This window comes from Paludisphaera borealis (assembly GCF_001956985.1).
GTDB classification, from domain to species: Bacteria; Planctomycetota; Planctomycetia; order Isosphaerales; family Isosphaeraceae; genus Paludisphaera; species Paludisphaera borealis.
On the sequence record NZ_CP019082.1, the window covers coordinates 733,370 to 746,173 of the forward strand.

Below are 12,804 nucleotides of genomic sequence, written 5' to 3' on the forward strand. Positions count from 1 at the left end.
ATCTCTCCGCGTCGAGAGTCGCTGTGCGCCTTTCGAGCCGGTCGGTGTCGTCGCGTGATTCGGGAACCACCCCGAAACGGACAGCGAACTCGCTTCGTCTCGCCGCCATGGGGGATTTTTCAGGAACCAAACGCCTGCCGGAACCGGGGGAAACCGCCTCGTCGTAGACGGCGATCCCCCCGACTCGTCGGCCCGCCGCGCGCGGCGGCGAGCCCTTGAGCCAATTGAAAGTATCCCTTTGGCCGGCCGAACTCAACCGGAAAGTGTCTTGCGTTCTCGGGACTCAGAACGAGTTGACCAGTTGCGAGCTTCGGCTGGACATGTCCTTGGCCATCTTCCAGGTATGATAATGCATGGCGAGATGGAATACGTAGAACAGCAGCAACCCGGGACGGCGATGGACCTTGAGGAAGTTGAAGAGGCGCTTGCGGTACTCGCGGCGCAGCTCGGCGCTGGGGACGCTCCAGATCAGTCGCGAGAACAGGCCGAGGCTCTCGACGACGCACTTCGCCTCCGAGAGCACCCAGCGCCGGGAGAGTCGCCACCAGGGTTTCTTCTTGACGATCCCGAGCTCGAAGGCGGGGTCGAGGAACAAGGCGTCGGTCCGCTCGAAGTAGGCCTCGGGCTCGTAGAGCCGGTTCAAGACCTCGAAATAGCCGTTGAGCAGCTCCTCTCGCGACATCTTGAGCGGGACGACGTTCGTGCCGAACTCGGAGCGGTCGGAGAAGTCGAGCCGGCCCTCCGTGGCGAGCCGCGAATGGAGCGGCGTCTTGGGAATGGCCGAGAGCATGCCGCTCATCGAGAACGCGATCCGGCTCTGCTGGATGAACTCGATCTGCCGCTCGACGATTCCGACGTCGTCGCTGTCGAACCCCATGATCATGCCGCACCAGACCTCGATGCCGGCCTTCTGGATGGTGCGGACCTTCTCCGTCAGGGTCCCCCCCGCGCGGACGTTCTGGAACTTCTTGGTCTCGCGGAGGGCTTCTTCGCTGGGGCTCTCGATGCCGATGAACGTGGCGACGAAGTTGGCCTCGACCATCAGGTCAAGCAGCTCCGCGTCGTCGGCCAGGTCGATCGACGCCTCCGTGAAAAAGGTGAGTGGATAGCCTTTCTTCCGCTGCCACTCGATGACCTCGCGGAGCACGACCTTGATCGCCTTCTTGTTGCCGATCAGGTTGTCGTCGACGATGAAGACGATCCGCAGCCCCGTCTTGAGAATCGCATCCAGCTCGGCGATCACCTGCGCGCTGGTCTTGATCCGGGGACGCCGCCCGAACGTCACGATGATGTCGCAGAACTCGCACTGAAACGGGCATCCGCGCGAGAACTGAAGGCTGCCGAAGGCGTACTTCTTCATGTTGATCAGGTCGAACCGCGGCGTGGGCACCGTCGACATGTCGGTCTTGTCGGCCTGCTCGTACCGAAACTGGTGCAAGCCGCTGGACCACTCGCGGAGGAACTGGGGCCACGTCTCCTCGGCCTCGCCGACGAAAATCACGTCGGGGACGTCGTCGAAGTAGTCTTCCTGGACGGTGATCCACGGGCCGCCGATCACCACGAAGCAGCCCCGCGCCTTCAGCTCGGTGAGGATCTCCTTCATGCGGAACCGCTGCACGCTCATGCCCGTCAGGGCCACGATGTCGGCCCGCGCGCACCGCTCCCAGTCGATCGCCTCGACGTTCTCATCGATCAGCGTGACGTCGTGCTCCCTGGGCGTGAGCGCCGCCAGCAGCGGCAGGCACGCCACCGGCAGGTTCGCCGACTTCCCCATGAAGGGAAGCGCATGATCCATCCCCCAATAGGACGGTTCGAACCGAGGATTGATGATCACGATGTCTGCCATGATATGCCTGACCCTTGAATCCCAGAACGGGTGAAACCAGGGGGGGAATCGCGCGGCGTCAAGACACCATGCTAGTCGAGAACCAGAAAAGTTCCCAGCGAGCACGGGGAGTTTCCTGGAAGTCGTCGCTCGGTTCGCGGCTCTCGACGACGTGGCGACGAGGTCTCGTAATTGCTATAATTCCCAACAGGTGTTGGGAACCTACGACGACTTCGCACGCGAAGTCGGACTCCAAAATGTTCCATCACTGCCGAAACGTATCATATTTCATGCCGCATTTCATGCCGCACAGCCTGATTCGATCGACTGAGCCGACAACCCAGGCACGTGATGCCGCGCCCTCCTTCGCGCCGCACCCGTGGGTGAAGGGGGGGCACGCTCAGACGATCGGCGGCTGGCTCCTCGGCGGCGGGCGGCTCGGGCTTGAAGTCGAGACCCTCTCGATCGATCTCGGCGACGGCGATCATTTGTGCGTGCTCGAATCGATTCCACGCGGGTGGCGCGTCGGCGAACCGGCGGCGGTGCTGATTCACGGCCTGGCCGGCTCGGCGGGCGCGCCGTATCTGATCCGGTTCGCGAACCGGCTGCACGCGATGGGCGTCCGCGTCGTCCGCATGAACCTGAGGGGGGCGGGCGAGGGTTTCGGGCTCGCCAGGCGAATCTACCACGCGGGACGCAGCGCCGACGTCCGCACCGTGGTGGACTGGCTGGCGGATCGGGCTCGCGGGTCGCCGATCGCGGTCGCCGGGTTCTCGCTGGGCGCGAGCCTCGCGCTCAAGCTCGCCGCCGAGGCGGCCGAGCGCCCGGCGGCGGGGCTCGACTGCATCCTCGCCGCCAACCCGCCGATCGACCTCCTCGCCTGCGCGCGTCGGATGCAAGAACCCGAGAACTTCGTCTACGATCGCAACTTCGTCCGCTGGCTCCGCGGCGAGGTGGTTAAGCTGCATCGCCGGTTTCCGGACCTCGGCGCGGTCGATCTTCAGGGCGTCCGGTCGGTCTACACGTTCGACGACCTCTACACCGCGCCCCGCAACGGGTTCGCCTCGGCCGACGACTATTACCAACGCTCCAGCGCCGGACCGCTCGCGCCTCGGATCGCACTCGCCGGGTTGGTTGTGCACGCAGCCGACGACCCATTCATCCCGGTCGAGGCGTTTCGCTCGGTCGCGTTTCCAGCGAACGTCGATTTCGAGCTCTGCGCGCATGGCGGACATCTGGGCTACATCAGCCGGACCCCCTGGCGAGGCGACCGCCGCTGGCTGGAAGCGCGGCTCGCCGACTGGCTGTGCCGACGTTGGGGCCTTGGCGGTTGAGCCAGGCTGGTCAGTGAGTGGGGCGCGACCGGTCGATCTCGGCGAACTCGCCGCGGAGGAAGGCGGCGAACGCGCGGGGGTTGTCGAGATTCAGCTCGAACGAGATCCATTCACCCGTGGACTCATCGAGCATGGCGGCCTGGGTCGTTCCCGCGAGCTTGGAGTGGGGGTCGCACCAGATGAGCCGGTCATCTTCGTTGGTGAAGCCGTGGCCGTCCCACTGGCCGACGCCGCCGACAGCCTCGCGGAGCGCGGTGCGCACCGAGAAGACGGCTTCGATGGCCTCGGGATGGTTGCGCATCGCCTCGGGGTAGATCCGGATGGCGTAGATGGCCCGAACCGTTTCAAGGTAGTCGGCCAGCCAGCGGACGGCCGACGGGGGCCCGCCAGACTCGAGGCTGTCGATGAATTCGGCGACCTCTTCGGCACCGAGCGTGTTCGGGCCGACGGGGTTGCGCTCGATGGTCGCCCACACGTTGTGCAGGTCGCTGAGCTCAGGGCCCATCGCAAGGTAGTTGCCGAGCATTCCCGGGTGGTCGACCGACCAGACTGCGCCGAAGGGTACGGCTCGTTGCAGTGCGGCCAGGGGAACATCCCGGTCATTGACGGTCAACAGGCGGAGATAGTCACCCATCGGCCGACTCCGTCACCAAGTTCCCAACGCAAGCAACCGTCCCCCGCACAGCGTACGGACGCGAGGGAAGGTCGGCGTTGGCTGCGCCGGCCCGATCCACGGTCGAGACATGCGATCGAAACCCTCTCAGGAAATAGATTAACAACGCTCCATTGATCATGCAAGGGATGAGGAACACCAGAACATCATCCCCCGAGCCGCGCCCGACCCATTCGCCGGCCAGCAGGCTTCCCAGCAGCGAGCCCAGCCCGGTCGTGAGGACCAGGAAAATCGCCTGGACGCTGGCGCGGTGGGTCCGAGGCGCGCGGCTGTCGAGGAAAACCTGGCCGCCGATCGTGAAGCAGCCGTAGCCCACTCCGTGCAGCACGCCGCCGCCGACGGCCAGCCACAGCGGCGGGTTCACGGCCAGCGTGGCGAACCGGGCGAGCCACGCGGAGACCCCCAACGCCATGGTCCACTTGTAGCCGATCCGCCCGAGCAGCCACGGCAAGGTCGCCAGCGCGGCGACCTCGGGGACTTGCCCAAGCGACATGGCCGTCGAGATCCAGGGGCGGGGCAAGCCCCGCGCCGCGAGGTATCCCGGCATCACCTGATAGACCATGGGCGTCGTCAAATAGACGCCGAACGCCGTGATCAGGTAAACCCGAACGTCCGGCTGCCGCAACACTTCCAGCCCTTGGCGAAGGTTCGCCCGGGCCGGCGCGGCGGTCGCCAGCGGAGGCGTGTGCGGCAGAAACCAGCAAAAAACGGCCATCACCAGCGACAGCCCGGCGGCGAGGTAGAACGCCTCGGGCATGCCGCCGGCCGTACGGATGGGGGCGACCGCCAGCATCACGACCGAGACCAGCCAGCCCACGGCCATCCAGCCGACGGTCCCCCAGAGCCGGACCGCTGGGAACTCGCGGCTCGGCTCGTCGAGGTTCCGCATCGCCAGCGAGCTGCTCAGGCCGTTGGTCGGCGCGATCAACGACCAGTAGGCCAGGAAGACGAGGAACAACATCAGCGGATTCACGACCCAACCCGAGGCCAGGACCGCCAGGATCACGGTGCCGATCGCGTAGGCCAGCACCAGGAACGTCTGGGTCGGCATCAGGCGGTCGACGAGCTGCCCGGCGCCCAGCGGCAGGGCGGTCGCCGCCAGGGCCTGTGAGGCGAAGATCCAGCCCCGCTCGCGGCCCTCGACGCCGAGTTCGCCGAGATGGACCCCCAGCAGCGGCCAGAACGACCCCTGGACGGCATAAAGCAACGCCATCATCAAAGCGAGCCGCCATCGCCCTCGCGTCTTCATCGCCGCTCCGTTCCCGACAGCCTCCACCCTGGGTCGAACTCAATGTTACAGGGAAGCGCACACGCCCCCAAGGCCAGTCTCGATGTTGATTCCACGAAACCGCCGACCTTCATGCGACTTACTTACTTGTCGACGGCCCGCATCGCTTGAGCATGGTAGCGGTCGCCCGAGGCCGACCCCGCCGGCAGCAACGCGTCGATCCTCGCCAGCTCGGCGGCCGACAGGGCGACGCCGGCCGCGCCCAGGTTGTCGCCGAGATACGCGACCCGCTTGGTTCCGGGGATCGGCACGACGTCGTCGCCCTGTGCCAGCACCCAGGCGAGCGCAAGCTGGCTCGACGTACAGCCTTTGGACTTCGCCATCTCTTCGATCGTCTTCACGATGTCGAGGTTCTTCTGGAAATTCTCTCCCTGGAACCGGGGCGCGTTGCGGCGATAGTCGTCGGCCGGCAGGTCGTCGATCGTGCGATACCGACCGGTGAGGAAGCCTCGGCCCAGCGGACTGTAGGCTACGAACCCGATCCCCAACTCGCGGACCGTCGGCAGAACGTCGGCCTCGGGCTCGCGCGACCAGAGCGAGTATTCCGTTTGCAACGCCGCGATCGGATGCACGGCCGCCGCTCGCCGGATCGTCGCGGGCGCGGCTTCCGAAAGACCCAAATGCCCTACCTTCCCCGCCTTCACCAACTCAGCCATCGCGCCCACGGTCTCCTCGATCGGCGTGTTGGGATCGACGCGGTGCTGGTAATAGAGGTCGATGTGATCCACGCCGAGCCGCTTCAGGCTGGCGTCGCAGCATTCCCGGACGTACGGCGCGTCGCCCCGGACGCCGAGGAATTCGCCGTTCGGGCCGCGGACGTTGCCGAATTTGGTCGCCAGCACGACCCGGCCGCGACGGTCGGCGATCGCCTTGCCGACGAGTTGCTCGTTTCTCCCCGATCCATACATGTCGGCGGTGTCGAGAAGGTTCCCGCCCTGGTCGAGGAATCGGTGGATCACGCGGATCGACTCCGCGTCGTCCATCTGGCTCGGGTCGTAGAACTCGCTCATTCCCATGCAACCGAGCCCCGGCGCGCGCACTTCGAGGCTGCCCAGGCGGCGGACCGGCAGTTCCGATCGCGAATCGTGAGTCATGGCGCTCCCTTTTCGATATCCTTCCGGCGGTCCGCCTGTCGCCGTTCGATCGGCGGACGATACAGTATAGGGGCGAGGTTAAGGACCTCGCCGTTTCGACGCACGCCGCGCTTCCTCTTGGACTCGTCTCAACCTCACATGATCTGCCGTCTGCTCCCCTACCGGATCGCCGAAGGACCGACGAACATGGCGATCGACGAGGCGCTGCTCGACCTCGTCGCGAGTGATCCGACCGTCGCATGGCTGAGAACCTACGGCTGGTCGACCCCCACTCTCAGCCTGGGTTACTTCCAGCGCTGGGCCGACGCCGACGCCGAGCCGCGTTGGCGATCGGCGGCCAAGGTCCGAAGGGCCACCGGCGGCGGTGCGATCTGGCATGAACACGAACTCACCTACGCGATCGTGATCCCATCCCGGCATCCCCTGTCCCGCCCCAACACGGCGCTTTATCGCGCGGTGCATGCGGCGATCGGCTCGATTTTGACTGGTCGGGAAATCGAGGCCCGGCGGCACGGCGACCTGGCCTCGGTCTCGACCGCCGCGCCCGCGCCGCACCCGTTCCTCTGCTTCGCCGATCGCGACGGCGAGGACCTGGTCGCCGAGGGTTCCAAAGTCGTCGGCAGCGCCCAGCGGCGTCGCGCCGGCGCGATCCTCCAGCACGGCTCGCTGCTCCTGAGGAGGTCGGCCGCGACCCCGGAGCTCGCGGGCGTCGCCGACCTGGCCGACGTCGCGACCGACCCTCGGACCTGGTCCGACCTCGTCGCCGAACCGCTCTGCCGCGCCCTCGGGATGGAACCCGTCCCCGGCGATCTTCCCAACGACTTTCAAGCTCACGTCGAACTCCTTGAGCAGACCGTCTACCGCGATCCCAAATGGAACGCCAAGCGGTGAGGGACGTCGGCGCTGTTAGAGAAGCAGGTTGTTCCTGGGTTCGATCGGCTGGGGGACGTCGGTTTCACCGATGCTCTCGCGGAGGTCGATCTCCGCGATGCGGCTCAGGGCCGTGATCGGCACGTCGTTCGGTCCGCCCTCGAACGGGTTCGACGAGCTTTCGCCGATCTTGTCGATCGTGTGCAGGACCCAGGCGATGGCGACCCCGGCGGGGATGGTCAGCCAGACGAATCCCGGTCCCAGTTCTCGAAATTCATGCATCAGGCCGAACGGCAAGAGGAGGATGAACAGCCAGACGAAGATCAGGTTGAGCGTCGCGAATTGTCGGGGATACGGATAGTTCTTGAGCCGCTCGCACTTGCCCTGGGATTCCAAGAACCTATTAAGGACGTTGATCAATGCGAGTCGATGGGAGTCGCTCAACCATCCCGCCTCGACGCCCTCGCGAAGCGCCTTCGACTGGAGCCCGATGAGGGGCGTCGGTCGATTCTTCCTGAGTGCAACAGCGGATAGTTCGGCGGGATCGAGGAGCGTGGATAGCAAGGCGTCGAGCTTCCCGTCCCATTCGGCGACGACGTAGTTTCTTTCGAGGTATTCGGTGTTGTCGCTGCGGCACATCGTCTCCCAGGCCCTCGCTTCGCGAAGATGGTAGCGGAGGGCCGTCAGCCAGGCGATTTGACGGTGGATCAACGCTCGCTTCACACCGGCCGACTCGGGCGCGGTCACGAGGTCGGCGACCATCATTCCCCATGTCCGGCTCGTGTCGATGATCTCACTCCAGACCTGTCGGGCTTCCCAGAGCCGTCCATACGCGGCGCTGTTGTTGAAGCCCGTGATGAACGCCACCGCCGTCCCCACCAGGGCGATCGGCGACCACGAGATCGAGAGCCAGGTCCAACCCAGGACCTGAAACGCGACTGTCGGAATCACCATGATGACGAGGAAGATGTAGGTCTCTCTGCGAGTCCAACGGATCACTTCGTCCAGGCTGTAGTGGCGTCCCGTGTGCATCGATTCCCTCGTCTCGTCCCAATTCCAGTCCGCTTGCGACCCGCGCGCCGGCGAGCTCGACCATCAATAGCAGACCGTGCGTTTCGGTCAATCCGTCGTCGTTCGATCTGGGCGGCTCCTCCACCGGTTGCGAAAAGGTCAAGGCGTTGTTAAATTGTTTAACAGTTAGGGCGAGGGAGTTCCATCCACGAAGGCCGGCGACCCGAGTCGGAGAGAATCCTCATGCGATTCCATCAGGCGGAAGTTCCGGACGTCCGATTCACACGGCGCGGCGCCATCGGCTCGGCGCTGGCGTCGGGCGTCGGGCTGAACTTGCTGGGGTTGCTCCGGGCCCGGGCGGAGGCCGCGCCGCTGGTTCGCGGGCCGGATGCGCCCTTGCCGCCGATACGGTCGTGCATCGCGATCTTCTATTACGGCGGGCCGAGCCAGCTTGAGACGTTCGACCCCAAGCCCGACGCCCCGGCGGAGATCCGGGGGGAGTTCGGCACGATCGCCACGTCGGCCCCGGGGGTCAGGATCTCGGAGCATCTGCCGATGACGGCCCGGGTGATGCATAAGGCAGCTCTCATTCGGAGCATGCATCACAAGAACACGCTTCATGATCCGGCCTCGATCCACACGTTCACGGGTCGGCTGCCGCCGCAGGGGGATTTCGAGCTTTTCAGCGCGGCGCCGCAGCAGTTCCCAAGTTGGGGAGGGACCGTCGCCTACATGCTGCGCGACCGCGATCTGGCGGTCGCCCACGCGGCGCTGCCGTTCGTGTTTCACAACGTGGTCGAGACGCCCTGCCAGGGGGCGGGGTTCCTGGGCTCGTCGTTCGATCCGTTCCGCATCGAGGTCGACCCCGGCGCGAAGTCGTACCGGTCCGACCTGCTCGCGAGCCGCGAGGGGATCGACGCCGACCGCCGCGGCGTGCGTCGGGCGTTGCTGGAGACGATGGAGTCGCGAACCGGACCGCCCGGCGCGGACCGGATGAAGATGCATTACGAGAAGGCCTATCGGCTGCTCGCTTCCGAGGTCGTCGGCCGGGCGCTCGACATCAGCCGCGAGGACCCGAGGCTGCTCGACCGCTACGGCTCGGCCGACGGCGTCTGGGCTCAGGGCTCCGGCACCAACAGCGAGAGCGGCTACGGTCGCAACATGCGCGGTCGCAACCTGCTCCTGGCCCGCCGGCTGGTCGAGGCGGGCGTCCCGTTCGTGAATGTTTATGACTTCAAGCAGCAGGGGCAGAACTGGGACACGCACTCCCGGAACTTCGCTCAGCACAAGGAGACGCTGCTTCCTCCGATGGACCGAGGCTTCTCCGCGCTCGTCGAGGACCTTGACGCCCGAGGGCTCCTTGAGAGTACGCTGGTGGTCGGTCTCGGCGAGTTCGGCCGCACGCCCCGGATCAACAAGGACGCCGGCCGCGACCACTGGCCGCAGTGCTACAGCGTGATCCTCGCCGGCGGGGGCGTCCGAGGAGGGACGGTCGTCGGCGCCAGCGACCGGTTCGCGGCGTATCCGGACACCGACCCCGTCACCCCCGCCGATCTCGCGGCCACCATCTTCTGGCGGTTCGGGCTCGATCCCGCCAGCGAGATCCGCGACACCCAGAACCGGCCGTACAAGCTCGCCGACGGCCAGCCGATCACCGCGCTGTTTTGACCCCGATCCAGAGCCTGCGAGGGCGAAAGAGAGTCGACCGCAATGTTTTTGGCCGCGGTGATTCAGCTCACGTCGACGGCTGACGTCGACCGCAACCTTGGCGACGTCGAGACGCTCGTCGGCCGGGCTTCGAAATACGGCGCGTCGCTGGTTGCGACGCCGGAGAACGTGAACTTCCTGGGACCGGCCGAGGACAAGGTGAAGCGGGCCGAAACGCTTGAAGGACCGACGTGCCGGTTCTTCGCCGACCTCGCCCGCCGCCATGGGATCATCCTCTTGCTGGGCTCGTTCAACGAGCGCGGAAGCACGCCCGAGCGGTGTCGTAATACGAGCGTGCTGTTCGGCCGCGACGGGTCGATCCTGGCGGTTTACCGGAAGATCCACCTGTTCGACGTCGACTATTCCGACTCGGTGCGGTACCTCGAATCGAAGACGGTCGAGCCCGGCGATCAGACGGTCGTCGCCGCGACCGATCTCGGCCGCATCGGCCTGAGCATTTGCTACGACCTCCGGTTCGGCGACCTCTACCGCCGGCTGGTTCAGGAAGGGGCCGAGATCCTGTGCGTTCCGGCCGCGTTCACGATGCAGACCGGACGCGACCACTGGCAGCCGTTGCTCCGGGCCCGCGCGATCGAGCGCCAGTCGTACGTCCTGGCGCCCGCCCAGTTCGGACGCCACGACGACCCGGGCCTGCGCGAGAGCTTCGGCCATGCGATGATCGTCGACCCGTGGGGCCACGTCGTCGCCATGGCCTCCGACGGCCCGGGCCTGGCGCTCGCCGAGATCGACCTGGATCGCGTCGCCACGATCCGCCGGTCGATCCCGGTCCGCGACTACGACTGAGACGGATCGATCAGCTCTTGCGCAAGGCTTCGACGGCGCGCGCGGCGTCGTCGTGGATGAGGTCGGGGGCGTTGGTCTTGCGCAGGCCCTCGTAGATCGAGGTCGCCGGGCCGCGCTGGCCCTGGACGACCAGAGCCTCGGCGCATCGGAACAGACCCTCGAAGGCGGCCGCCCGATCGGCTTCCTTGAGCTTCGGCAGGGCGGCTTCGAGGGCCTGCGAGGCCTCGACGGTGCCGACGTAGCCGAGGGCGCGGGCCGTCGCCTGGCTGACGCCGGCCTCGGCGGCGAGCAGCTTGGGCGTCAGGATCGCGACCGCCTTGGGGTCGCGACGGACGCCGAGGCTGCCGATCACGCCGATCAGGTTGCGCCCCTTCACCTTGCCGACCGCGTCGCGGAGCGCGACGTCGACCGACGGGTCGGGGATCGGCTCGAGCGCGTACCGGGCCATGTGCGAGAAGTCGTCGTCGTTCAGCAACGGGGCGACGACCGGCACGCATGCCCGGCTTCCGACCCGGCCGAGCAGCCGGAGGGCGTCGGCCTTGTCCTTGCGCGAGGCGTCCGACTTCTTGAGGACGTCGATCAGCTTCGACTCGTCCTCGACCGTCTTCTTCGAAGCCGCCGTCGACGAGGCCTTTTGAGCGTAGTACATGAGCATGTTCCTTTCCGTTGAACCGGGCGTCGGCTTCACTCAGATGATGTACGGGGCTCGCTGGGCGCGGGTGCGGAGCCGATTGGCCTCGGCGTCGTTGCGGAATTCCTCGCGGACGGGGTCGTAGGCCATGTCGCGCTTCAGCCACATGCAGATGTTCGCCGCGTGCACGGTGCCCATCGAGTGGTGCATGACCGAGGGGTTGGCGACGGTCTGCCGGCGGGTCTTGATGCAGTCGAAGAAGTCGCGGACGTGGTTCATCGGCCGCTTGGTCTTCTCCATGTACTCGGCGACGAGCTTCTCGCCTTCGGCCAGCAGCGAGGGGGACGAGACGTCGGGCTTCGCGTAGCCGTCGGCGACGGCGACCGAGCCTTCGGTCCCCTCGAACTTCATGCCGCAGCTCCCCTTCCAGCCTTCAAGCTGGAGGACCATTTTGACACCGCTGGCGAAGGTCGCGACCATGCCGTCGCCGGTGGCGTTCTTGACGTAGGTGTATTCGACGGCCGAGGTGTCGAGGGCGTCGATGCCGGCCTGCGCTTGGGCGAAGGTGTGGGCGCCCCACTCGCCGATGCAGCTGGTGTGGAAGTCGTAGTGGCCGCGCCAGCCTCCCTTGACGTAGCTGGCGTTGTACGGCCGCCAGGGGCAAGGGCCGAGCCACATATCCCAGTCGACGACGTCCTTCGGCGGCTCGGCTTCGGCGGGGAGCCAGGCGTGGCTCATCTCGGCGGCGTCCCATGGGGCGATGTGGGCCCGCGCGGTGTGAACCTTGCCGAGCTTGCCCGAACGGGCCAGTTCGATCGCGGCGACGAACGGGGCCTCGCTGAGCCGCTGGGTGCCGGTCTGGTAGATCCGGCCGTGTCGCTTGGCGGTTTCGACGACCGCGCGACCCTCGGCGATGGTCATGCACGAGGGTTTTTCGGAGTACACGTCCTTGCCGGCCCGCATGGCCATGGTCGCGAGCGTGGCGTGCCAGCGGTCGCCGGTGGCGATGAGGAAAGCGTCGATGTCGGGCCGGGTGGCCAGCAGTTCGCGGAAGTCGGTGAACTGGGCGCAGTCCTGGTCGCCGTTGTGCTTGTCGATGATCCCCTTGACGGCCTCGCGGCGCTCCTTGCGGACGTCGCAGATGGCGACGAACCGGACGTCGCGCTCGGGGAGCATCCAGCCCAGCACGAACTCGCCGCGCGGGCCGATCCCGACGCCCGCCATGGTGATGCGTTCGCTGGGCGCGGTCGCGCCCCCTCGGCCTAGCGCCGAAGCCGGGATGATCGTCGGAACGGCCATCGCCGCGCCGGCGACGGCCGCCGTCTTGAGGCAGTCACGTCGCGTCACGCTCACGGATTCCGTCATCGTGGATTCTCCCTTGGAAGGACCGTGCGGGCCTCCCTTGAAGCGTTCATCGTCCCCGCCCGAGCCGTGCTTCGCGGGCGAACCTCCGGCGGGGCGATCGATCTGTCTGAAGGAAGGCGGACCCGCGTCGCCGCGAATCTCCGGCTCATCATGCCGGTCGCCGGGGCGCGATGCAAGTACCGAGGTTGCGTTACAATGGGTG

General features: G+C 66.5%; 11 protein-coding genes. 4 read left to right on the forward strand and 7 right to left on the reverse strand.

What is annotated here, in order from left to right; translation table 11 throughout:
- Nucleotides 1-283 precede the first annotated feature (283 nt).
- The gene (locus tag BSF38_RS02785) at nt 284-1,846 is read right to left on the reverse strand and encodes a B12-binding domain-containing radical SAM protein (protein ID WP_076343353.1); all 1,563 of its coding nucleotides are present in this window, start codon (nt 1,844-1,846) and stop codon (nt 284-286) included.
- 269 nt (nt 1,847-2,115) lie between these two features.
- Here BSF38_RS02785 and BSF38_RS02790 point away from each other — a divergent pair, with 269 nt between their 5' ends.
- Nucleotides 2,116-3,159: a YheT family hydrolase gene (locus BSF38_RS02790; RefSeq protein ID WP_237170718.1), complete on the forward strand. Its 1,044-nt coding sequence runs from the start codon at nt 2,116-2,118 to the stop codon at nt 3,157-3,159.
- Nucleotides 3,160-3,169: 10 nt separating this feature from the next.
- On the opposite strand, the gene BSF38_RS02795 is transcribed toward BSF38_RS02790, so the two are convergent.
- The 3 genes from BSF38_RS02795 to BSF38_RS02805 all read right to left on the reverse strand — a co-directional run bounded on the left by BSF38_RS02795 (nt 3,170) and on the right by BSF38_RS02805 (nt 6,214).
- Complete coding sequence (locus tag BSF38_RS02795) at nt 3,170-3,793, reverse strand: hypothetical protein (RefSeq protein WP_076343354.1); 624 nt, start codon at nt 3,791-3,793, stop codon at nt 3,170-3,172.
- A complete protein-coding gene (locus tag BSF38_RS02800) occupies nt 3,786-5,081 on the reverse strand; it encodes an MFS transporter (protein WP_076343355.1) in 1,296 nt (431 codons plus the stop codon). Before BSF38_RS02800 ends, BSF38_RS02795 begins: the two co-directional genes overlap by 8 nt.
- Nucleotides 5,082-5,203: 122 nt before the next feature.
- Nucleotides 5,204-6,214 carry an aldo/keto reductase gene (locus BSF38_RS02805; protein ID WP_076343356.1) on the reverse strand — a complete coding sequence of 337 codons (1,011 nt, stop codon included), beginning with the start codon at nt 6,212-6,214 and terminating at the stop codon, nt 5,204-5,206.
- A gap of 186 nt (nt 6,215-6,400) precedes the next feature.
- Between BSF38_RS02805 and BSF38_RS02810 the strand changes: the two genes are divergently transcribed.
- A complete protein-coding gene (locus BSF38_RS02810) occupies nt 6,401-7,105 on the forward strand; it encodes a lipoate--protein ligase family protein (RefSeq protein ID WP_076350560.1) in 705 nt (234 codons plus the stop codon).
- A 15-nt stretch (nt 7,106-7,120) separates the two neighbouring features.
- Here BSF38_RS02810 and BSF38_RS02815 read toward each other — a convergent pair whose 3' ends face one another.
- On the reverse strand, nt 7,121-8,116 hold the full coding sequence (locus BSF38_RS02815) for a bestrophin family protein (protein WP_076343357.1): 996 nt from the start codon (nt 8,114-8,116) through the stop codon (nt 7,121-7,123).
- Nucleotides 8,117-8,338: 222 nt separating this feature from the next.
- Here BSF38_RS02815 and BSF38_RS02820 point away from each other — a divergent pair, with 222 nt between their 5' ends.
- Together BSF38_RS02820 and BSF38_RS02825 are read left to right on the forward strand one after the other, a co-directional pair.
- Nucleotides 8,339-9,763, forward strand: a complete 1,425-nt coding sequence (locus BSF38_RS02820) for a DUF1501 domain-containing protein (RefSeq protein WP_076343358.1) — start codon at nt 8,339-8,341, stop codon at nt 9,761-9,763.
- A gap of 42 nt (nt 9,764-9,805) precedes the next feature.
- Nucleotides 9,806-10,606 (forward strand): carbon-nitrogen hydrolase family protein, encoded by an 801-nt coding sequence (locus BSF38_RS02825; RefSeq protein ID WP_076343359.1) that lies wholly within the window; start codon nt 9,806-9,808, stop codon nt 10,604-10,606.
- A 10-nt stretch (nt 10,607-10,616) separates the two neighbouring features.
- On the opposite strand, the gene BSF38_RS02830 is transcribed toward BSF38_RS02825, so the two are convergent.
- Entirely contained in the window at nt 10,617-11,255 is a 639-nt protein-coding gene (locus BSF38_RS02830; RefSeq protein WP_076343360.1) for a HEAT repeat domain-containing protein, read from the reverse strand.
- 39 nt (nt 11,256-11,294) lie between these two features.
- Nucleotides 11,295-12,602: a Gfo/Idh/MocA family protein gene (locus tag BSF38_RS02835; protein WP_076343361.1), complete on the reverse strand. Its 1,308-nt coding sequence runs from the start codon at nt 12,600-12,602 to the stop codon at nt 11,295-11,297.
- Between the last annotated feature and the right edge of the window lie 202 nt (nt 12,603-12,804).